This window comes from Methylorubrum extorquens (genome assembly GCF_024169925.1).
Lineage (GTDB): Bacteria > Pseudomonadota > Alphaproteobacteria > Rhizobiales > Beijerinckiaceae > Methylobacterium > Methylobacterium extorquens_A.
Window position 1 is genome coordinate 4,179,018 of the sequence record NZ_JALJXF010000001.1, and the last position, 21,468, is coordinate 4,200,485.

The 21,468-nt window shown below is 69.7% G+C and carries 22 protein-coding genes; 14 read left to right on the forward strand and 8 right to left on the reverse strand.

The features are described 5' to 3' along the window. Positions 1-146 precede the first annotated feature (146 nt). A complete protein-coding gene (locus tag J2W78_RS19515) occupies positions 147-1,181 on the reverse strand; it encodes a hydantoinase/oxoprolinase family protein (protein WP_253373234.1) in 1,035 nt (344 codons plus the stop codon). Between the two features lie 3 nt (positions 1,182-1,184). Between J2W78_RS19515 and J2W78_RS19520 the strand changes: the two genes are divergently transcribed. Further along, positions 1,185-1,880, forward strand: coding sequence for a HisA/HisF-related TIM barrel protein (locus tag J2W78_RS19520; protein WP_253373236.1), 696 nt, complete (start codon positions 1,185-1,187; stop codon positions 1,878-1,880). A gap of 142 nt (positions 1,881-2,022) precedes the next feature. On the opposite strand, the gene fae is transcribed toward J2W78_RS19520, so the two are convergent. The 7 genes from fae to J2W78_RS19555 form a co-directional block, all read right to left on the reverse strand. Next, positions 2,023-2,535 carry a 5,6,7,8-tetrahydromethanopterin hydro-lyase gene (gene fae, locus J2W78_RS19525; protein ID WP_003604760.1) on the reverse strand — a complete coding sequence of 171 codons (513 nt, stop codon included), beginning with the start codon at positions 2,533-2,535 and terminating at the stop codon, positions 2,023-2,025. Positions 2,536-2,791: 256 nt separating this feature from the next. Continuing rightward, complete coding sequence (locus J2W78_RS19530; RefSeq protein ID WP_253373238.1) at positions 2,792-3,658, reverse strand: triphosphoribosyl-dephospho-CoA synthase; 867 nt, start codon at positions 3,656-3,658, stop codon at positions 2,792-2,794. Further along, complete coding sequence (locus J2W78_RS19535; RefSeq protein WP_253373239.1) at positions 3,655-4,569, reverse strand: ATP-grasp domain-containing protein; 915 nt, start codon at positions 4,567-4,569, stop codon at positions 3,655-3,657. The genes J2W78_RS19530 and J2W78_RS19535 overlap by 4 nt, the downstream gene beginning before the upstream one ends. 277 nt (positions 4,570-4,846) lie before the next feature. Continuing rightward, positions 4,847-5,818, reverse strand: coding sequence for a methenyltetrahydromethanopterin cyclohydrolase (mch, locus tag J2W78_RS19540; RefSeq protein WP_253373241.1), 972 nt, complete (start codon positions 5,816-5,818; stop codon positions 4,847-4,849). Continuing rightward, on the reverse strand, positions 5,748-6,872 hold the full coding sequence (locus J2W78_RS19545; RefSeq protein ID WP_253373243.1) for an ATP-grasp domain-containing protein: 1,125 nt from the start codon (positions 6,870-6,872) through the stop codon (positions 5,748-5,750). The genes mch and J2W78_RS19545 overlap by 71 nt, the downstream gene beginning before the upstream one ends. Positions 6,873-6,970: 98 nt before the next feature. Continuing rightward, a complete protein-coding gene (mtdB, locus tag J2W78_RS19550; protein WP_253373245.1) occupies positions 6,971-7,864 on the reverse strand; it encodes an NAD(P)-dependent methylenetetrahydromethanopterin dehydrogenase in 894 nt (297 codons plus the stop codon). A gap of 112 nt (positions 7,865-7,976) precedes the next feature. Beyond that, positions 7,977-8,972 (reverse strand): beta-ribofuranosylaminobenzene 5'-phosphate synthase family protein, encoded by a 996-nt coding sequence (locus tag J2W78_RS19555; protein WP_253373247.1) that lies wholly within the window; start codon positions 8,970-8,972, stop codon positions 7,977-7,979. 399 nt (positions 8,973-9,371) lie between these two features. Here J2W78_RS19555 and fhcB point away from each other — a divergent pair, with 399 nt between their 5' ends. The 13 genes from fhcB (at position 9,372) to J2W78_RS19620 (ending at position 21,420) form a co-directional block, all read left to right on the forward strand. After that, positions 9,372-10,460 (forward strand): formyltransferase/hydrolase complex subunit B, encoded by a 1,089-nt coding sequence (gene fhcB / locus J2W78_RS19560; protein WP_253373250.1) that lies wholly within the window; start codon positions 9,372-9,374, stop codon positions 10,458-10,460. Then, on the forward strand, positions 10,454-12,100 hold the full coding sequence (locus tag J2W78_RS19565) for a formylmethanofuran dehydrogenase subunit A (protein WP_253373252.1): 1,647 nt from the start codon (positions 10,454-10,456) through the stop codon (positions 12,098-12,100). Before fhcB ends, J2W78_RS19565 begins: the two co-directional genes overlap by 7 nt. 25 nt (positions 12,101-12,125) lie before the next feature. Beyond that, positions 12,126-13,061 carry a formylmethanofuran--tetrahydromethanopterin N-formyltransferase gene (gene fhcD, locus J2W78_RS19570; RefSeq protein ID WP_253373254.1) on the forward strand — a complete coding sequence of 312 codons (936 nt, stop codon included), beginning with the start codon at positions 12,126-12,128 and terminating at the stop codon, positions 13,059-13,061. Further along, the gene (locus tag J2W78_RS19575) at positions 13,058-13,855 is read left to right on the forward strand and encodes a formylmethanofuran dehydrogenase subunit C (protein WP_253373256.1); all 798 of its coding nucleotides are present in this window, start codon (positions 13,058-13,060) and stop codon (positions 13,853-13,855) included. The genes fhcD and J2W78_RS19575 overlap by 4 nt, the downstream gene beginning before the upstream one ends. Positions 13,856-14,002: 147 nt before the next feature. Then, positions 14,003-14,209: a hypothetical protein gene (locus tag J2W78_RS19580; protein WP_056196321.1), complete on the forward strand. Its 207-nt coding sequence runs from the start codon at positions 14,003-14,005 to the stop codon at positions 14,207-14,209. Between the two features lie 108 nt (positions 14,210-14,317). Continuing rightward, positions 14,318-15,952: a sensor histidine kinase gene (locus J2W78_RS19585; protein WP_253373258.1), complete on the forward strand. Its 1,635-nt coding sequence runs from the start codon at positions 14,318-14,320 to the stop codon at positions 15,950-15,952. Further along, a complete protein-coding gene (locus J2W78_RS19590; protein ID WP_012453681.1) occupies positions 15,949-16,656 on the forward strand; it encodes a response regulator transcription factor in 708 nt (235 codons plus the stop codon). Before J2W78_RS19585 ends, J2W78_RS19590 begins: the two co-directional genes overlap by 4 nt. A 232-nt stretch (positions 16,657-16,888) precedes the next feature. Next, positions 16,889-16,978 (forward strand): pyrroloquinoline quinone precursor peptide PqqA, encoded by a 90-nt coding sequence (pqqA, locus tag J2W78_RS19595; protein ID WP_012317526.1) that lies wholly within the window; start codon positions 16,889-16,891, stop codon positions 16,976-16,978. A gap of 47 nt (positions 16,979-17,025) precedes the next feature. Continuing rightward, positions 17,026-17,925 carry a pyrroloquinoline quinone biosynthesis protein PqqB gene (gene pqqB / locus J2W78_RS19600; RefSeq protein WP_253373261.1) on the forward strand — a complete coding sequence of 300 codons (900 nt, stop codon included), beginning with the start codon at positions 17,026-17,028 and terminating at the stop codon, positions 17,923-17,925. 166 nt (positions 17,926-18,091) lie between these two features. Further along, positions 18,092-19,177 (forward strand): pyrroloquinoline-quinone synthase PqqC, encoded by a 1,086-nt coding sequence (gene pqqC / locus J2W78_RS19605; RefSeq protein ID WP_253373263.1) that lies wholly within the window; start codon positions 18,092-18,094, stop codon positions 19,175-19,177. After that, positions 19,174-20,328 (forward strand): pyrroloquinoline quinone biosynthesis protein PqqE, encoded by a 1,155-nt coding sequence (gene pqqE, locus J2W78_RS19610; RefSeq protein ID WP_253373265.1) that lies wholly within the window; start codon positions 19,174-19,176, stop codon positions 20,326-20,328. The genes pqqC and pqqE overlap by 4 nt, the downstream gene beginning before the upstream one ends. Then, complete coding sequence (locus J2W78_RS19615) at positions 20,325-21,074, forward strand: hypothetical protein (protein WP_253373267.1); 750 nt, start codon at positions 20,325-20,327, stop codon at positions 21,072-21,074. Before pqqE ends, J2W78_RS19615 begins: the two co-directional genes overlap by 4 nt. Next, complete coding sequence (locus tag J2W78_RS19620; protein ID WP_253373269.1) at positions 21,055-21,420, forward strand: hypothetical protein; 366 nt, start codon at positions 21,055-21,057, stop codon at positions 21,418-21,420. Before J2W78_RS19615 ends, J2W78_RS19620 begins: the two co-directional genes overlap by 20 nt. The last annotated feature ends 48 nt before the right edge of the window (positions 21,421-21,468 follow it).

Sequence of the window (21,468 nt, forward strand, 5' to 3'; positions counted from 1 at the left end):
CCTTGTGACATGTCCCCGTCAACGCGCGGGAACGGCCCCGTTCCCGAGAGCATCGTCCTGGGTACCGAATCCAGGACGATGCTCTCTCCTCTTGTTTTTGCATCGTCTTTTTCCGAAAGCCGGCAACCACCTTTCGGGACGATGCTCTAACCGATCAAACCCACGGCCACCGCCGGGCCGCAGGTCGAGACCCAGGCGGCATCCTCGCCGTTCAAGCAGCCGGCGATGGTCTCGGTGAGCGGCACGGCGCGGCGTCCGAGCCGGGCGGCCAGCCGCTCGGCCAGAAAGCGGCCGGCGCCGCAGACGACGACCGGTGCATCCTCCGGCAGATCGGGGCGCGACAGCAGAACCGCGGCGGCATCGTGCAGCGGGCGCAGATGCGCCTCGGCGAACCACGCGGCCAGCGCCTGCCATTCCCCGGCGCTCCCCTCCCCCCGGTCGCGCCCGACCATACGGGCGAGCCGGATCTCGGTCTCGGGGATCGACTTGCCCTTCAGGTCGGCGCTGTATTGCTGGTCGGCGCCATCCGGCAGGTCGCCGGTGAGCCGGTAGATGTCGGCGGTGCTGGCGAAGGTCTCGGCCATTAGCCGCGTGCGGCGGCCGCGCCAGGGCGCGTGGGTGGCAAAGGCCAGGAGCGGCGTGCGCACCACGCCGGTATAGACCAGTTCGCCCGTCTCCAGCCGCTCGGCGTCGCTGTAGCCCTGCGCGGCGGGCTTCCCTCCGACGATCGGGATCAGGTCGGCGGTGGTCGAGCCGATATCGACCAAGAGCGCGTGCGGCAGGTGCCGGCCGATCAGGGCGGCGGTGGCATGCCAATTGGCCGAGGCGATGTCGGCGGCATGCGCGCGGGCGTCCTCGGCCGAGACGAAGCCGGCGCGGCCGGCATAGATCCGCACCGGGCCCACGAGCGTCGCGGCGGCCCAGGCCGAGAGCTGGTGTACCCCGTCGGTGCGGTCAGCGAAGCAATCGGTCAGCTCGCCGGTCATGGTGACAGCGTGCATGGCTTCGCCCCGCACCCAATCCGGCAATTGCGCGAACGTCTCGTCGAGGGCGGGGACGCCGCGCCAAAGCCGGCAGGGCGCCTGCACCGCCTCGACCACGCGGCCCGCCTCGACCAGCGCCGCCTTGACATGCACCCCGCCGAGATCCCACCCGATGACCCTGGTCTCAATCCGGTTCACGCGATGTCTCACGGTTCTGAGGGGCGGCCGTTTCGGCTGATCCCGGTGATCGACCTGCGCCACGGGCAGGTGGTGCGCGCCCGCGCGGGCGAGCGGGACGCCTATGCCCCGATCGACACCCCTTTGGCCAGAGGCTCAAGACCCGCTGACGTGGCCCGCGGCCTCCTCGATGCCGTCGGGGGGGACCGCCTCTACGTCGCCGACCTCGACGCGATCATGGAGGGCTGCGCGCCCGACCGCGCCAGCCTGGAGGCGGTGGCCGATGCCTGCCCCGGCGTCACGCTGTGGGTCGATGCCGGCTTCTCCGATCTTTTGGCAGTTGAACGCTTCATCCAACTCGGCCTCGGTCGCCCGGTGCTCGGCAGCGAGAGCCAGCGCGACGCGGATCTCGTGCGCGCCCTCGGCCACCGTGCCGTGCTCTCCCTCGACAGCCGCGGCGATGAGCGGCTCGGACCGGACGCCCTGCACGACGATGCGTCGACGTGGCCCGAGGATGTGATCGTGATGACGCTGGCACGCGTCGGCACCGGGACCGGCCCCGACCTCTCAGGGGTGTCGCGGGCGGTCGAAACGGGCGAGGGCCGGCGGATCTATGCGGCCGGCGGCGTGCGCGGGCCGGAGGATGTCGCCCGGCTCAGCGCGGCGGGCGTGGCCGGCGCGCTCGTCGCCTCGGCGATCCATGACGGGCGCCTGCGCTGAAATTCAGGGCGCGCCCAAAAAGAAAGGGACGGCCGAAGCCGTCCCAATCCATCAACTAACGTCCAAGGAAGATCGAAGCCAGTCGCTGGAGCAGACCCCGCGGTGCGGGCGGAGGCTCGCTCTGCCCAGGACTGCCTCCGATCTAAGCGTTGGCGGCGAAGGGGTGGGTCGCCGACTTGCGCTGCTCGGTGACGACCGAAGCCTTCGGCTCGCCGTTGACGGCGCGCTGGATCGAGAGCTTGGTGGCCTCGTAGTTGTACTTCTGGATCTTGGCGTCGTCGGCCGCCTCCCAGTGGATGAACACGCCGACCAGCACGTACAGGTCGTCGGCTTCGTCGGCCGGGATGATGCCTTCGGCAACCGCGTCCTGCACGGCCATGGCGACGCCATGCTGAGCCGGGCCGAACATCTGGACGGCCTGACGGGCGTCGTTGATGGTGACCTTGTTGAACATCAGCGTGTTCGGCTTGCACGGCAGGTTCGGCGCGATCACGGCGAGCAGGCTGGTGAAGCCGTGCTTGTTGTTGACCAGACCGTTGCAGAAGGCCGTCTCGGCCGGCGAACCGCGCGGTCCGATGATGAGGTCGATGTGGGCGACTTCGTTGCCATCGCCGACGAGGGCCTCGCCGACCTGAACCTTGGTGATCTTTGCCATTCGGGGTCTCTCCCTGGATTCCTGAAAAAAGGCCCGCCCTGAGAGGAGGCGGGGCCTGGAAGCCATCCTTGTTTGCGGCGCCCGGCTGAGAGCCGAGCCGGTTTGCCCGGATAGCGGGGCGGACCCTACAGCGGGCCATTCCGCCGAACAACCCGCGCAAAGCCCTGAAATCGGCGATTTTTTGGAGGTCGGGGGGCCTTGACGCGACAAGATTCGTCCCCTCGCGGGCGAGGGCCCGGCAATGCCTCAAAATGGCTCAGACGGCCTCGCCGCGGGCGGACAGGAGCGCATCGAGGAACAACGTCGCGACGGTGAAGTCGGCGCTCGTGCCGGGGTTGAGGCCGGCCGCCTTCAGTTCCCGGTCGTAAGCGAGGAGTTCCTCCACCGGCGCCGCGGCGAGGTCGAGGCCCGCGAGCCGCGCCCGCGCATCCGCCCGCACCGCCTCCGCCCGTTCGGGGCCGTGCTTGCGGGCGATGTGGCTGTCCGGCACGGCGATGAGATAGGCGATGTGCACGGCCGTCGTCGTCCAGGGCGGGGCGAGCCCGCCCGCGCGCGCGCCGACCAGTGCCGGCAGGCCGATCGCGAACAGGTCGCGAAACCCGTCCACGTAGGCACGGGCGATGCGGTCGCGCGGGGCGGCCTCCGCCATCGCCGCGCGCAGCGGCGGGACCGGAGCGTCATCCGCTTGGGACACGTCATGGCGCTCGGCCCGGCCCAAGCCTCCGGGATTGGCCCGGCGGATCGCCGCGAACACGTCGTAGGAATCGGAGGCGTCGAACCCCGCCAGCACGGCGTTCAGGGCCTCGGGCAGCGGGCCGGGCTGCTCCGCGGCATACGCCAGCGGGGCGCAGAGAAGCAGGATGCCGAGATTGGTGTTCTGCCCGACGGCGGCGAAGGTCGCCTCGACCCCGCCGCACACCCGCTGCCCGACGCGCGCCCCTGCGGCGGCGAGCGGCGGCGCCGACACGTCGGCACTGGTGACGAAATCGGCCACGACCATGCGGTGGCCGGGGGCGTAGCCGTGGACGTTGCCGGGTTTCAGCGCGTCGAGTTCGGCAAGGCAGGCAGCCCGGTAGAGGTCGGCCACCGTCGCCGCAGGCAGGCCGCCGGGCGCCGCCATCATCCGAGCGCCGAGACCAGTCGCGGCGGTCGGGCCGCGCGCACCGCGTTGAGGAAGCCGCGCGCCACCGCACCGGCGATGTCGACCTCCGTCACCTGCTGCAGTCCGGACCAGGCCGGCATGGAGTTGACCTCCAACACGAGAAAGCCGCCCTCGCCGTCCTCGACGAGGTCGATGCCGGTGTAATCGACGCCGACCGCCGCGGCGGCAGCCTCGGCGAGTTCGGCAGCGCGGGCCGGCACGTCCCAGGCGAAGGGCCGGCCGCCGCGGTGGACGTTGGTGATCCAGCCGTCGCCCTCGCGGATCATGCCGGCGATCGCCCGGCCCTCGCAGACGAAGACGCGGTAGTCGCGCCACAGCCCATCGGATCGGGCGACGTAGCGCTGAAGGTAGTAGACGCCACTCACCGCTTCTTGCGCCGGCAGGTCGTCGGGGCTTTCGAGAAGCATCAGCCCCTCGCCCTGCGAGCCGAACAGCGGCTTGAGCACGATCGGCTGGCCCGGCCGTGCCTCGCGGGCGACGATCTCGGCCGCCGCCTCGCGCTTCGAGACGACGAAGGTGTCGGGAGTGGCCAAGCCGGCGCGGGCGATCAGCAGCGAGGTCGCCGCCTTGTCCACCGAGCGCTCGATCGCCGCCGGCCCGTTCCAGACGGTGACGCCGGAGGCGACGAGCGCGTGGAGCACGCCGAGCCGCATGGTGGTGGCCTCGAACGTGCCGCCCGCGATGGTGCGCAGCAGGACGCCGTCCGGCAACCCATCCTCGAAGCCGGGAACGCGCAGCGGTTCGCCGCCGCCCGTCACCACGGCGACGTCGGCCAGCGAGAACAGCACCGGCTCGACGCCGAAGCCCCGCAACGCCTCCCGCAGCCGCGCCTTGTGCCAATTGCCGTTGTCGGCCGCGAGCCCGATGCGCATTCGCTCTTTTTCCGTTCTTCTCAGCGCCTGTTCGACCGACCGGATCGGACGTTCATGACGGCCCTCATGCTGAGGTGCCGAGCGAAAGCTCGGCCTCGAAGCACGCCGGAACGACCGATCCTGCGGCACCGGCCTGTTGGCGTACGCGGCGCGGCGTGCTTCGAGGCTGCTGACGCAGCACCTCGGCATGAGGGCCGAGGAGCTTGCCAGAGCACTCCGATCAAATCGGCTCTCGGCGACCCTCTCCCTCTGCGGGGGAGGGCCTCACATGCGTGCCTTACGCGAACGACGCATCCACCAACTGCGGCTCCAGCCGGCCGCCGCGGAACGACTTACCGGTCTTGACCGAGGTGACGATGGCCTCGGCCGGGGAGAACAGCGCGCCGTCGATCTTGTAGAAGTCGCCGTTCACCCGCGAAAAGATCTCGGCGAAGGGCGCGCCGTGATCGGCCGAGGTGGTGGAGGGGAGCTGCTCGGCGAGCCCCTTGGCATCCGCGTCGTCGGCATCGACGAAGAGTTGCACCCGGCCGCCATAGATGATGGCGTCGTTGGTGCGGCCCATCGCCTGGATGAAGTCCGGATGCGGCGGCGAGAGCGGGGCCGAGCCGATGCCGTCGAGGATCTTGTGCAGATCGAAGCCGACGGTGTGAGCCTTGTGCAGCGCCACTTCCAGCACGCGGGCGACGACCTGGGTCGAACCGGCGAGGCTCTGGGTCGGGGCGTAGATGAAGGTCACGTTCTCCGGCGCGATGCCGGTCTCGCGGGCGACCTTGTTCACCACGGAGGCCGGCGGGGCGCTGGCGGATTCGAGGACGAGGGCGGTCGTCGTCGCGTTGTCGCGATAGCCGAGCTCTTTGTAGAGTTCCTCTACCACGGCGACCGCGCGGCCGGGGCCGGAGCCGAGGGCGAAGAAGCCGGAATCGCCCTCCTCGTCGGCGAGGCTCCAGCCGGCATATTGCGAGCCGAGGCAGGCCAGCACCGGATCGGCCGAGTGGACGACGACCGTGTAGGGCCAGGAGGCGACCGGGCCGATCGGCGCGATCGTCACGGTGCCGAGGCCGCCGAGGCAGATCTCGGCGATGCGCCGGCCGGCCTCGATCGAGCCGCGGGCATTGGCGCCGGCATCGACGGTGCGCGCGCCGTTCTCCTGGGCGACGATGAGACGGAGCTTGGCCGCGTCAGCGACGAGACTCTCGACCAGAGGCCCGGCCAGGGCGTTGAGGCTCGGCGCGCTCGTGTTGGAACTCATGACTGTTCTCCGTCTCCTCCAGCAGCGCGCGGACCGTCTCGGCCCTCGCCCGCAATTCTTGCTTGACCCCCGCGGCGTCCGGCCCGGAGGCCGTCACCGTGCAGAACGGTGCGTCGCGCGCCACACGGCTGCCGGCCCGCGGCCGATCCCGCACGTGATCCGGCCAGTCGAGCGGCGGCACCGCCGCACAGGTCCGGGCCGCGTAACAGATCTCGGCGCCCGTCGCATCCGCCGGGGCAGCCTCGATTGACGGCATCCGGCCGAGCGCCGCCTCGATATGCTGAATCAGGAGCGGCGTCGGGCGGTAATCGAGCACGTCGAGGGTGGCGCCGGGGCGCGGATTGATCTCCAGCAGCCACCATGTGTCCCCATCGACGAGACAATCGGCGCTGGCGAGGCCGGTGAGGCCGGTGGCGCAAGCGAGTCGGAGCGCCGCCTCGGCGATCTGCGTGGCGACCATGGCCGGAACCGGCGACGCCTCGTCGCGGCCGCGGGCGAGCGCCCCGGCATAGCGGAACGGCCGCAAAGGCGACGGGGACTGCCACTGCTCGGTGAGCGCCAGGGGCTCGATGCCGCGGCCGTCGGACAGAAGGTTCAGAGCGAAGGCGCGGCCGGGCATCCGGGCCTGGAGGTAATGGCCCGGCGGGGCGGTGCCGGCCGCACTCGCGCGGATATGCGAGCCGCCGCAGCCCCCCGCTTGCTTCAGGAGCCATGCGCCGCGCTCCGTGACCGGACCGGCGCTGACCGCCGGATGCGGGATCGCGAGGCGGTCGCACAGGGCGGCGAAACGGAACGGGTCCTTGAGGGCGGCGACCGTCCCGGGGCCGGCGCCGAGCAGGCGGTGGCGGGCGGCGATCTCGGCAATGAGATCCGGCGCACCCTCGAAACCGCTGCCGAGCACCACGCCAAGGGTGCCGCCGGCTTCCTCCGACAACGCATCGAGCCCTGCCAGCACGCCGGCCCGCTCTCGGGCGCCCGCACCGAAGCGACCGGGCAGCGGGCGGTGGCTCTCGGCCAGCGCCAGGGTGTCCTCGTCGCCGAACAGATCGAGCACGAACGGGCGAAACCCCGCGCGCCGCGCGGCCTGCGCCAGCGCCCGGCCGGATTGGGCGGCGATCAGGATCGCGCCGCCCTCACGGTAGCGGAACGGGCTCAGCCGGCGATCTCGACAGCGAGCTTGTAGGCGTCGCGGAAATCGAGGCAGAGCGGCTCCTGCGCCTCCAGCATCTTGCGGAACATGCGGCACTGGGTCTGGTACTTGACGTTGCCGACTGCGAGCGCGCCGATGCCGACGCCCTTGCCGGTGGGCAGGGGTACGTCGACGGCGTTCACATCGATGCCGGCGATGCCGGCGGGCGGCACGGCGTTGACATCGGAGGCCACCAAGAGCTTGGGCGCCGATTCGAGATCCTCCGCCGTCAGGATCGAGACACCAGCAGGGCCGGCCGAGAGGATCACGTCGGCGTCCGCAATCGCGGCGCGGCGCGCCTCGGGCAAGGTGCCGTCCACGGCGCCGACCTCGATGCCGAAGCGCCACTTCATGGTGAAGGCGATCTTCGAGACGCGCTCCTCGCCGTCATGGCCGACGAGCACGCTGTGCGCCCCCTCCAGCGCGCCGATCACCGCCGCGACGTAGGCGACCACGCCCGCACCGCCGAAGATGACGATGCGCTTGCCCTTGAGATCGGTGCCGAACTTCGCTTTGAGCGCACGGGACACCTCGGCGACCATCGCCGCGCCGGTGGTGAAGGAGCCGGCCGGGTCGGCGAAGACGTGGTTGACGAAGGGCGGCACGAAGGCCTTCTTCGCCCGATCCACCATATCGAGCGCCAGTTCGGCGTTCTTGCCGGCGATGAAGATGCCGGTGCGCACGCCGTCCTGCGGCGCGCGGGAGAAGATCGAGTCCTGGGTCAGCGAGACGACATCGGCGAGATCGACGCTCGTGTAGGGAATCAGCGTCTCAAAGCCGGCATCGATCGCCATGTTCACGTCGAACGGGCTCATGTGTTTGAGCGGCGTCAGCATGTGCAGGATCGAGCGGGCCATGGTGTTCGTCCTCTCGTGACCGCGCCCTTGGCAGAGCGCTTCAGGTGCAAAACCGGAACGGCTGGCGCCGGTCAAGCGCAGGTTTCTTTGAAACGGGCGAAAGAAAAAAACTCTAAACTTCGGAAACCGAGGCGCCGACATTGCGCCCGCGGGCGATGACGAAGCGCAGGCGGCCGGGCCGCGCCAGCCCTGCGACCAGCGCCTCCGCCTCCCTCTGCGAGGGCACGAGCGCGAATCCGGTCGGCCCCCAGGAGCTCTGGCCGTAGCCGGGCACGCCGGCCCCTGCGATCGCCGCGAGAGCGTCGGCCACGGCGGGGCTGGCGAATCGTCCGCCCTGATGGGGTGCGAAATGGTCGCCGATCCGCTTCTGGATCGCCGTGATGCCGGCACCGAACCCGTTCGGCTCGGCGGTCGCGGCGGCGGGCAGCACCTGCATCAGCACGATCCGGCAGATCTCGGCGGCCTGTCCCGCATCGAAGGGCGGCAGATCGCGGAACGCTTCGGTTTCGCGGGAGCCATGCACGCCGGTCATCGCCTCGTCGAGGATCAGCACGACGCGCCAATCCTCCGGATAGGGCAGCCGGGCGATGACGGGCGGCGGCGCACCGGAGCCGTCGCGCCCGCCATCCACGATCAACCCGCCCTCGGTAAAGGCGGCGAGCCCGACGCCGGAACGGTTGCCGCGGTCGAGCACGTCGGCGAAGTCCGCCGGCGCGAAGGAACGTCCGTTGAGGCGCGCCAGCGCGGCGGCGACCGCCAGCGCGAGCTGCGTGCCCGAGCCGAAGCCGGCATGAGCGGGAATCGATTCCTCGACCTCCACCGCCACAGCCTCCGGCACATCGAGATAGGCGGCGGCCGCGAGCAGGTTGGCGCGCACCCGCTCGGCCTCCGGGCCGCTGGCGGAGGCGCGTTTGGCAGGGCGCGCGACGAGTTGGACGGCCGGCGCGTCGAGGGCGAGGCCGATGCTGCCGAAGCGGCGCCCGAGGCCGCCGTTGAGATCGAGGAAACCGAAATGCAGGCGCGCGGGCGCGCGGACCCGCACGGCGGCCCCGGCCGGCCGGGGCGTCGTGCTCACGATTTCACCCGTCTGGTCCGGGACCTCGGCCACGGTCTCATTCCCTTCCGCCGACGTCGCCGGCCCAGCCGGCGCGGACGCGCCCACGATGGGGGCGGCTTCTCACATGCTGCGGCGCCCGCGACAACCTCGCAAATGCCGACGCGGTTGTCCCCGCGCCGAACGGATTTCGCGCGCAAACCCGGCGATCGGAGAGAGCGGCCGACGAACGAAATCCTGACGCAAACTTCGCCGGGGGCTTGCGGCCTCCGGCACAGGAATGCAAAACCACCCGGCTCCCTTCGCGGAGCCGGTCCGAGCCACTGCCCCCGAACCCGCATTCCGGATTTCGAGGCATCGAGGCTCCACCAGGGGCGCCCGCGCCTTTCGGACGTGACCGTCTTTCGCCCCGCCTTGAGGCGGGGATGCCCGAAGAAGCGACGGTGAGGAAGCATGGCAGCCTGGGTGAAGGGAGGCGCAGCGGATGGTGACGCTGCGGTCGAGGCCGCGGCCGACCTGCTCGCCGCCTCACGCGTGCCGGTGCTGGCGGGCCTGAGCGCCGAGGTTTCGGCGCTGCGCGCCGCCTACCGGCTCGCCGAAACCCTCGGCGCCTCGCTCGATCCCGTCTCCGGCCCCAGCGTCTACGCCGAACTCGGCGCGCTGAGCGCGGGTGGTGCGATGAGCACGACACGGGCCGAGACGATCGGCCGGGCGGACGTGGTCCTGATCGTCGGCAACCGGCCCTGGGACGGTGAGCTGGTCGCCGAGATCGCCGCCGCGGCCCCGCGCCGCGGACGCGCGGCGGGCACCGAGCGGGCTCTGCTCTCGCTCGGCGGTCCTCAGAACGGTGCGATCCGCCACGTCGCTTATGCGGCGGATGCCGGTGGCCTCGCCATCTCGCTCGGGCACCTGCGCGCCTTCGCCAAGGGACATCTCGCCGGTGAGGCCGCCTTTGCCGACCTCGCCAAGCGCCTGTTCGCGGCCCAGTACGGCGTCGTCGTTTACGACCCGGAGGAGGTCGGCGAACTCGGCACGGAAATGCTCCAAGGGCTGATCCGCGACCTCAACGAATCCACCCGCTTCTTCGCGCTGTCGCTGGCCGACCCGTTCCAGGGCCGCGCGGCGGTGCAGCTCTCCGCCTGGACCACGGGACAGGCGCCGCGGGTCGGCTTCGGCCGGCACCAGCCCGAGCACGATTCCTGGCGCTTCGACAGCGCCCGCCAGATCGCCGCGGGCGAGGCCGATGCCGTGCTGTGGCTCGCCTCGCTTCCCGCCCCACGCCCCACCTGGCTCGGGAGCCTGCCGACCATCGCCATCGTCGGCGAGGGCTCTCAGGAGGCTGCGGGCGAGACGGCGGAGGTCGTCATCACCGTGGGCGTGCCCGGCCAGAGCGTCGGCGGCGCCCTCTGGAACGAGCGGCGCGGCGCCATCGCCTACGCCGAGGCCAGCGATCCATCGAAGACCCAGGCTGAAACGGAGACAGCGGCCGGCGTGCTCACCCGCATCCGCGACCGCCTCATCGAGAAGGGTGTCTCATGCTGACCCGTATCCACGGTGGACGGGTGGTCGATCCCACGGCCGGGCGCGACGCCATCGGCGACGTCTGGATCGAGGACGGCCGCGTCGTCGCCCCGAGCGAGCGCGCCCCCGACCAGACCATCGATGCCACGGGCTGCGTGGTGATGGCCGGCGGCGTCGAGGTCCACTCGCACATCGCCGGCGGCAACGTGGTGATGAGCCGCCTGCTGCTGCCTGACCTCTACGTCAGCGAGTCCGCCCCCAACGGCCATCCCTTCGCCCATGCCGGCGGCTCGGGAAGCTGGATCGGCGCCAACTACGCGCGGATGGGCTACACCACCGCGGTCGAACCGGCACTGCCGCCCTCGAACGCGCTCGCGACCCATCTCGAACTCGCCGACATCCCGCTGCTCGACCGCGGCGGTCTGGCCGTGCTCGGCAACGACGACCACCTCCTTCAGCTCCTGCGCGACGGCGAGGGCAAGCAGGCTGTGCGCGATCTCGTGCAGCAGACGCTGGCCCATTCGCGGGGCTTGGGCGTCAAGTGCATCAACGCGGGCGGCGCCTCGGCCTTCAAGGACGGCGTCTTGAAGCTCAGCCTTGATGACGAGATCCCCTGCTACGGGCTCTCGACGCGCAAGATCATGTCGGCCCTGCTCGACGCGGTGGAAGAGATCGGCGTGCCGCACCCGCTGCACGTCCACTGCAACAATCTGGGGCTCCCCGGTGCCGACGACTCCCTCGTCGCGACGCTGGAGGCGGCGGAAGGCCGGCGCATCCACTTCGCCCACGCCCAGTTCTACGCCTACGGCGTGGTCGATCCCGAGAACCCGATGACCGGCGGCTTCCGCTCGGCGGCGGAACGCATCAACGCGGCGATGGAGGAGCACCCCAACGCGACCTACGATGTGGGTCAGGTGGTGTTCGGCCAGACGGTGACGATCTCGCTCGACATCCTGCGCCAGTTCGGCGGCCGCAAGGGCGCCAAGCCGAAGAAGTGGGTGATCCAGGCCGGCGACGCCGAGGGCGGCGGCGTGGTGCCGTTCCTCTACCGGCCCCGCGGCCCGGTCTCGTCGCTGCAATGGGCGATCGGCCTGGAATTGATGCTGCTCTCCTCGAACCCCGAGCGCACCATCCTGACGACCGACCATCCGAACGGCGGCGTCTTCACCGAATACCCGCGCATCATCCACCTGCTGATGGATGCAGAGGAGCGCGCCAAGGAAATCGCGACGCTGCCGGCGATCGTCGGCGAGCGCTCCGGCCTGCCCAAGATCGAGCGCGAGTACAGCTTCAGCGAGATCGCCCAGCTTACCCGCTCCGGCCCGGCCAAGCTCCTCGGCCTGACCGACCGCGGCCACCTGCGCGAGGGTGCCAAGGCCGACGTCGCGATCTACCGAGACGACAAGGACCGCACCGCGATGTTCTCGCACGCCAAGCTGGTGCTCAAGGACGGCCAGCCGATCGTCGAGGACGGCGAGGTCGTGGCGTGGTTCTCAGGAAAAACGCTCAGCCTCGACGTCGAGGCCGATGCGGGCATGGAGAAGCGCGCCGAGAGCTACCTGCAGGACCGCTTCGGCGCCGGGCTCGACACCTTCGCGGTGCCGGACGCCGCCTTCCCGGAGAACACCGGGACGTTCGAAGACGTGGCGTGCCGGGCCTGATGTCGAGGGTGATGGAATCGAATCGATGAGCGACTTCACCCTCAACGGCATCAAGGTCGAGGACACCTTCGCCGAAGCCTTCGACGTCGCGGGCACCGCGATCATCGTCACCAACGACACGCCGAAATGGGCGATGATCGCGGCGACGGTGATGACGGGCTTCGCCACCTCGGTGATCGGCTGCGGCGCCGAGGCCGGCATCGACGCCGAACTCTCCCCCGAGGAGACGCCGGACGGGCGCCCGGGCGTGCGGATCCTGCTGTTCGGCTTCGAGCCGAACGGACTGAAGGATCAGCTCCTCAAGCGCGTCGGTCAGTGCATCCTCACCTGCCCCGGCACCGCGTGCTTCGCGGGCGTCGAAGGCCCGACCAAGATCAAGCTTGGCGGCGCGATCCGCTATTTCGGTGACGGCTTCGCGGTCGCCAAGCGTCTTCCGGACCATGAGGGCAAGATGCGTCGCTACTGGCGCATCCCCGTGATGGACGGCGAATTCCTGTGCGAGGATTCGGTGCGCGCGGTCGACGGCGCGGTCGGCGGCGGCAACCTGCTGTTCCTCGGCCGCAAGCACGCCGACACGCTGGTCGTCGCCGAGATCGCCGTCGAGGCGGCGAAAGCCATCCCCGGCGCGATCCTGCCCTTCCCCGGTGGCATCGTCCGCTCCGGCTCGAAGGTCGGCGGGCGCACCAAGGGCATGATGGCTTCGACCAACGACGCCTATTGCCCGACGCTCAAGGGCCGGGCCGGCTCGGCGCTGCCGCCCGAATGCGGCGTGGTGCTGGAGATCGTCATCGACGCGCTGACCTCGCAAGGTGTCTCCGACTCGATGCGCGCGGCGCTCCACGCCGCCACCGAGATCGGCGCCAAGCACGGGCTCGTGGCCGTCACCGCCGGCAATTATGGCGGCAATCTCGGCCGGCATCACTACCACCTCCGCGACCTGTTGGAGAAACCCGCCGCATGAGCACGCTGAGACTGCGCGGTGATCTGCCGGAGCGGGTCGACCTTCTCAACATCACCCCCCTCGCCCTGAGCGGTCTATCCGAGGCCGAGGCGGGCAAGCTCGCCATCGGCACGAGCCGCCGCGGCCTGACCCTCGGCGACGTGTTCGAGATCAGCCTCGACGGCTCCGACCGCCTCGTGATCGAGGGCGGTTCGTCCCGGCTTGACCGGGTGGGTGCGGCGCTCTCGCAAGGCGAGATCCGGGTCGAGGGCGATGTCGGCCAGCGCCTCGGCGAAGGCATGGCGGCGGGCACGCTCACGGTGACAGGCTCGGCCGGCCCCTATGCCGCCACCGGCGCCACCGGCGGCACGATCACGATTCAAGGCGATGCCGGCGACCACGCGGGCGGCGCGGTCTACGCAGCCAAGGCCGGGCTCGACGGCGCGACGCTCGTCATCGAGGGCCGGGCGGGCGATCATCTCGGCGACCGCATGCGCCGCGGCATGATCCTGGCCGGCTCGGCCGGTGCTTACGCCGGCTCACGCATGATCGCCGGCACCATCATCGTCTCCGGCGCGATCGGCGACCATCCGGGCTACGGCATGCGCCGCGGAACCCTGATTGCCGGCAGCCACGGGGCGCTGCTGCCGACTTTCGTCGAGACCGGCACGCCGGATCTGGTCTTCGTCCGGCTGCTGGCCCAGAGCCTCAAGCGTCTCGGCGCGGCGCAGGCCGGCCTTCTCGGCGGCACGCTGCGGCGCTACTCGGGCGATCTCGCGACGCTCGGCAAGGGCGAACTGTTCGTGCCGGCTTAGGTCCGCACGATTTTTCCGAAAGCCGCCGGCAAGTCGCAGAAAAATGACTTGCCGGCCTGCCGGATTCTCCCACCTTGCCTTGAACCGAGGCGCGGGACACCGATCCGGTCGAGCCGACCGCGCCCCCTCCGAACCGAGGCCGCGCGCATGTTCCTGCTCCTCTCCGTCTGCCTGATCGCCCAGCCAGCGAAGTGCCACGACGAGCGGATCAACCTGAACTACGACAATCCGAACCCCTTCCTGTGTCTGCGCAACTCGCAGAGCACGCTCGCGGCGTGGCAGGAGGAACATCCGGACTATCATGTGAAGAGTTGGCGCTGCGCCCCCAGGGCGAGCCTGCCGAACGATCTGTAGGACCGATCTGCGAACGGACCGGGAAAAGCCGGCAATGCAAGCCGGCTTGAGACCCCGCCCCGGCAGTGACATGGTCCGCCCGCCGCAGCCGCGGCGGAGAGGGAGACCATGCGTTCGCTGAGAGTCCGGTTCGCCCTCCTGCTCGGCGGCACGGCGTTGATCGCCCTGCTGGCGGCGGCCGGCGTGCTGTGGTCGATCCGGCTGACCGAGAACGTCATCGAGCGCACCCTCGCCGCCCAGCACCGGCTTGAGCTTCTGGCGGAACTGTCGGGGCGGCTGGCGCAGTATGGCTTTGCCGCCATCGACAGCGTCGGCAACCCGGACGCGCCGCCCGAGGCCCTGTCGGTGACCCGCGACCGGGTCGATCAGGCGCTCAACCATGTCGATGACGCCATCGGCAACGGCATGGCGACCAGCGCCAACCTGGAAGACCGGATCCAGTACGTCGCCCGCACCCGGCCGCTCGCCAATGTGCGCGCGGCCCGCGCGATGCTCGACCGTCAGGTCACCCTGGTGCGGCGCGAGACCGATCCCGACCGGCGCAAGACGGCGATGCAAGGCGCGCTCAACGCCTTCGGCGCGATGACGGGACCGCCGCTCTCCCTGCTGATCGAGGCGGAGCGGCGCAGCATGACTGCCGGTTCCGCGGCGGCCCGGACCCTTTCGCAGCGGCTCACCGCCGCCGCGCTCGCCGCGACGGTGCTGGCGCTCGCCTTCGTTGGGGTGCTCTACCGCTCGGTTACGCGGCCGACCCTGGCGCGGATCGAGGAGATCCGCCGGGCGGCCGGCGCCGTCGGCAGCGGCGCGCTCGAGACCCGGCTTTCGGTCGAGACCCGCGACGAACTCGGGCTTCTGGTCGCGAACTTCAACCGCATGGCCGCGCGGCTCGCCCGCCGCGAGGGCCGGCTTGCCGCCGACCGGGCCGCTCTGGAGGACACGGTGGAGGCCCGCACCGCCGACCTGCGCGCGGCCAACGAGCGGCTGGAGATGGTGGACCGCTCCCGGCGCCGCTTCTTCGCCGATGTCAGCCACGAACTGCGCACGCCGCTCACCGTGATCCTGGGCGAATGCGACCTCGCCCAGCGGACAGCGGAGCGCGCCGCAGGCCGAACCATCGATCACGGTCCCGTCTTTGCCACCATTCGCAAGCGGGCGCAGCGCCTCAAGCGGCGGGTCGAGGATCTGCTTCGCGTGGCCCGCTCCGAGTCCGGCCAGATCGAACTCGACCGGCGCGCCGTGAGCGCTGTCGAGGTGCTGACCGATGCCGTCGACAGCGCCGGCTCGGAGGCCGCGCGCCGCCGGGTCGAGCTGGTGCTGGAACCGGGCGACCACGACATCGAGATCGCCGCCGATCCGGAATGGCTCCGCCAGGTTGTCGAGAGCCTGATCGACAACGCCCTGCGCCACGCCACCGGCCTGACCCGTATCACCGTCTCGCTGAGCGAGCACGGCACGCCGCAGGGCAGCCGGGCGCTCGTCACCATCGACGACGACGGCCCCGGCTTCCCCGCGGGCGGGGACGGGCTGTTCGAGCGCTTCCGCCGCGAGGCCCGATCGGGAGAAGCGGGATTCGGCATAGGTTTAGCTCTGGCGCGATGGGTCGTTGAGCGCCATGATGGCGCGATCAGCCTCGGCGGAGCCGAACACGGCGGCGCCCGGGTGGTCATCGACCTGCCCTCGCTCGACGATGGCGTCGCACCGGAATTCCACGGGGCAGGACACGAGAGGATCGGCGCCGCATGACGACGCGCGTATTGATCGTTGAGGATGACATCGACATCCGCGGCATTCTGGCTCGCGGCCTGGAGGCGGAAGGGTTTTCCGTCGGCGTCGCAGGCCGGGTCGAGGATGCGCTGAGTGCCGCCCGCGACGACGCGCCGGAGGCGGTGGTGCTCGACATCACTCTGCCCGACGGCTCCGGCCACGACGTCTGCCGTTCTTTGCGCGAGGGCGGCTATCCCGGCGCGATCCTCTTCCTGAGCGCCCGCGACGAGGTCCGCGACCGGGCCGAGGGGCTGGCGCTCGGCGCCGACGACTACATCGTCAAGCCGTTCGTGTTCGATGAGTTGCTGGCCCGGCTCCAGGTCCACCTGCTGCGCCGCCGCGAGGCGGACACCCCGCGCACCGTTTTTACCGCCGGCCGCCTGACCCTCGACGTGAACATTCGTCAGGTCAGCTTCGGCGAGGCCTCGGCCCGACTCACCCCGCGGGAGGCGGAGCTGCTCGCTCTGCTGATGCAGGAGGTGAACCGGCCGATCTCCCGCGGCGAGATTTTCGACCGGCTCTGGGCGAGCCAGGGCGGGCTCTCCCTCAACGTGGTCGATGTCTATGTCGGCTACCTGCGCTCGAAGCTCTCGGACTTCGTGCGGCTGGGCGGTCCGGTGATCGTCACCGTGCGCGGCAAGGGCTTCATGCTCGATCTGCGCGGCCAGGATTTCCGCCACTGACCCTCGCGGCATTTTGCTCCGGCCGTCCTCTTTTCCCCTAAAGTCCACCCGCGTGTTTCACGCAAACTTGGCCTGAACCTGGGAAGAAACGGCAAGCTGGCTCTTGCAGGCGGGGCCGGAATTGGCGATATACCTCCGGCGTGCGAAAACGAGTGCGTCGCCAGTATCTTACGATCCTCTTAATCAGGAGATCGAGAGGTTCCGGCGTTCCATAAAGTCGAGGAGAGACACCATGAAGTGGGCTGCCCCCATCGTTTCCGAGATCTGCGTCGGCATGGAAGTCACGAGCTACGAGTCGGCCGAGATCGACACCTTCAACTAAGGTGATTTGAGCCGGGTTGGGGTTGCAGGCATCAGCGGGTTTTCACCATGCATGTCGTGATCCTGGGCTCGGCTGCGGGCGGCGGCGTTCCTCAATGGAATTGCCGCTGCTCCATCTGTTCCCTGGCCTGGGCGGGCGATTCCCGCGTCAGGCCGCGCACGCAGTCGAGCCTTGCGGTTTCCCCCGATGGGGAACGCTGGCTCCTGCTGAACGCCTCCCCCGACATCCGCCAGCAGATCCAGGCCAATCCGCAGATGCATCCGCGCGAGGGCCTGCGCCACTCGCCGATCCACGCGGTGTTGCTGACCAATGGCGATGTCGATCACGTGGCGGGCCTGCTGACCCTGCGTGAAGGCCAGCCCTTCACGCTCTACGCCACGCCCGGCATCCTGGCCTCCGTCTCCGACAACCGCGTCTTCGACGTGATGGCCGCCGAGGTGGTGAAACGGCAGACGATCGCCCTCAACGAGACCTTCGAGCCGGTGCCCGGCCTGTCGGTGACGCTGTTCTCCGTCCCCGGCAAGGTGCCGCTCTGGCTGGAAGACGCCTCGATGGAGATCGGGGCGGAGACCGAGACCACGGTCGGCACGATGATCGAGGCCGGGGGCAAGCGCCTCGCCTACATCCCGGGCTGCGCTCGGGTGACGGCGGATCTGAAAGCCCGCATCGCGGGCGCCGACGCGCTCCTGTTCGACGGCACGGTGCTGGAGGACGACGACATGATCCGCGCCGGCGTCGGCACCAAGACCGGCTGGCGGATGGGCCATATCCAGATGAACGGCGAGACCGGCTCGATCGCTACCCTCGCCGATATCGAGATCGGCCGGCGGGTCTTCGTTCACATCAACAACACCAATCCGGTCCTGGTCGAGGATTCGCCCGAGCGCGCGAGCGTCGAAGAGCTCGGCTGGACGGTCGCCCATGACGGCCTGACCCTCGATCTCTGATCGGGCAGGCCTCGCAGGAAGGGTCCGGCCTGGAAATTTAGTGCCGGACTGAATATGTTTTGCACGATGCAATCGTGCGGCAGCGGCCCTGCTCCGACCGGCAACGGGCCCCATTTAAAAACAACTCCAGGAAACGTCACTCGAAGCTCGGGGGAAACCGAACGCCATGACCGCCCAATTCCCGCCGCCCGTCCCGGACGCCGAGCAACGCCTGCTGAGCCACGAGGAGCTTGAGGCGGCACTCCGCGACATCGGTGCGCGGCGCTACCACAACCTCCACCCGTTCCACCGGCTGCTGCACGACGGCAAGCTCTCGAAGGATCAGGTCCGGGCCTGGGCGCTCAACCGCTACTATTATCAGGCGATGATCCCGGTGAAGGACGCGGCGCTTCTCGCCCGCCTGCCGGACGCGCAGCTTCGCCGGATCTGGCGCCAGCGCATCGTCGATCACGACGGCGACCACGAGGGCGACGGCGGCATCGAGCGCTGGCTCAAGCTTGCCGAAGGCGTGGGTTTCACGCGCGATTACGTGCTCTCGACCAAAGGCATCCTCTCGGCGACCCGCTTCTCGGTCGATGCCTATGTCCACTTCGTCTCCGAGCGCAGCCTGCTCGAAGCGATCGCCTCCTCGCTGACCGAGATGTTCTCGCCGACGATCATCTCCGAGCGCGTCGCCGGGATGCTGAAGAACTACGACTTCATCACCAAGGACACGCTGGCCTATTTCGACAAGCGCCTGACCCAGGCCCCGCGCGACGCCGATTTCGCCCTCGATTACGTCAAGCGGCACGCCACCACGCCGGAGATGCAGCGGGCGGCGATGGAGGCGCTGACCTTCAAGTGCAACGTGCTCTGGACGCAGCTCGACGCACTCTACTTCGCCTACGTCGCCCCCGGCCTGGTGCCGCCCGATGCGTGGCAGCCAGGCGAGGGCCTCGTCGCCGAGGCAAGCCCCGCCGCGGCGACGGCTCAGCCCGCGGCCTTCTCGGGCAGCGACGTGCCGCGCCTGCCCCGCGGCGTGCGCCTGCGCTTCGACGAGGTCCGCAACAAGCACGTGCTGCTCGCCCCCGAGCGCACCTTCGACCTCGACGACAACGCCGTCGCGGTCCTCAAGCTCGTCGATGGCCAGAACACGGTTTCGCAGATCGCCCGAATTCTGGGCCAGACCTACGACGCCGATCCGGCCATCATCGAAGCCGACATCCTCCCGATGCTGGCTGGCCTCGCGCAAAAAAGGGTTCTGGAGCGATGAATGCACCGACCCCCGCCCCCTCCCCCGTGGACGTCATTCCGGCGCCGGTGGGTCTGCTCGCCGAGCTGACTCACCGCTGCCCCCTGCGCTGCCCGTACTGCTCGAACCCGCTGGAGCTCGACCGGCGCTCGGCCGAGCTGGATACGCAGACGTGGCTGCGGGTGTTGACGGAGGCGGCGGGTCTCGGCGTGCTGCACGTCCACCTTTCGGGCGGCGAACCGACCGCCCGCCCCGACATCGTCGAGATCACGGCCAAATGCGCCGAACTCGGCCTGTACTCGAACCTGATCACCTCCGGCGTCGGCGGTGCACTGGCCAAGCTCGACGCGCTCTACGACGTCGGCCTCGACCACGTGCAGCTCTCCGTACAAGGGGTGGACGCTGCCAACGCGGAAAAGATCGGCGGCCTCAAGAACGCGCAGCCGCAGAAGATGCAGTTTGCCGCCCGCGTCACCGAACTCGGCCTGCCGCTGACGCTGAACTCGGTGATCCACCGCGGCAACATCCACGAGGTACCGGGCTTCATCGACCTCGCGGTCAAGCTCGGCGCCAAGCGGCTGGAGGTGGCCCATACCCAGTATTACGGGTGGGCCTACGTGAACCGCGCCGCGCTGATGCCGGATAAGAGCCAAGTCGATGAATCGATCCGCATCGTCGAGGCCGCGCGCGAGCGCCTGAAGGGTCAGCTCGTCATCGACCTCGTGGTGCCCGACTACTACGCCAAGTACCCCAAGGCATGCGCCGGCGGCTGGGGCCGCAAGCTCATGAACGTGACGCCGCAGGGCAAGGTGCTGCCCTGCCACGCCGCCGAGACCATTCCGGGCCTCGAATTCTGGTACGTCGGCGACCACTCGCTCGGCGACATCTGGACGCAATCACCGGCCTTCGCCGCCTATCGCGGCACAGGCTGGATGAAGGAGCCCTGCCGCTCTTGCGACCGGCGCGAGAAGGATTGGGGCGGGTGCCGCTGCCAAGCGCTGGCGCTCACGGGCGATGCCGCCAACACCGATCCGGCCTGCTCCCTTTCGCCGCTGCACGGGAAAATGCGCGATCTTGCCAAGGAAGAGGCTGCCGAGACACCACCCGATTATATATACCGCAGCATCGGGACGAATGTGCAAAACCCGTTGAGCGAAAAGGCACCCCTTTGAGACGATCCTTTCTGGCGGTCGCCCTCTCGGCCGCCCTCGTGACCACCCCCTCCGCCTGGGCAGCCTCCGACCCTGCCCCGGCGGCGCCTCGCGATACGGCGGCCGAAGGTTCGACAAACAGAGATCCGGCAACCAAGGGCACCGCACCGGACGCCAGCGACCTGCTGTTCGAGCAGCCGCAGATGAAGAACACCGCGCCCGGCAGCACCCTGACTTACGATTATGCGCGCCGCAGCGGCATCGAACGTGGACCCTACGGGCCGCCGCTCAGCGACGCGATCAAGCTCACGGTCGAGCCCGGCAAGAGCGCCGAGAGCCGCGACATCCGCGTGCAGATGTTCTCCGGCGGCAACCGCCTCCCGGCCGGCCCCTTCACGGACATGCCCGGCAACCCCGTGCTGAGCCTGTTCCTCGAGAACCACCTGAAGGGTCTCGCCAGCCTGCTGGAAGCCAACCCGCGCTACATCAAGAACGCGATCCGAAAGGGTCTGCGCGACAAGGCGACGGTGACGCCGATGCAGGTGTCGTTCAAAGGCCGGACCGTCGAGGGCTGGCGCGTCGAGATGAAGCCGTTCGCGGGCGATCCTCAGTCGGAGCGGATGCGCGGTTTTGAAACCATCACCTACACCTTCGTCGTCGCGCCTGACGTGCCGGGAGAGATTGTCTCGATCCAGGCCCGCGCGCTGAAGCCGGATGGCGGCGAACTCCTCGAAGAGAGGCTTGATTATGACCAGAAGGATTCCTGAGGCGCTCGCCGCCGCGATGCTCGCGGCCGCGATGCTCGCCGCGCCGGCTCGTGCCGACGACAACGACTATCCGACGGATGTGCGGGCCGATTACGTGTTCGGCTGCATGGCCGCCAACGGGCAGACCCGCGAGGCGCTGGAGAAATGCTCCTGCTCCCTCGACGCGCTCGCATCGATCCTGCCCTATGACCGCTACGTTCAGGCCTCGACCATCCTGTCGATGCGCCAGGGCATCGGCCAGCGCACCGCCGCGTTCAAGTCGACCAAGATGTTCGACGACAAGGTGGCCGAGCTGCGCCGTGCCCAGGCCGAGGCGGAGATCCGCTGCTATCGCGGCGCCTCCTGAGTATGCTGGGCCGGGGATGAGGCTGAAGCGGATTGGATCTGGCGCAAC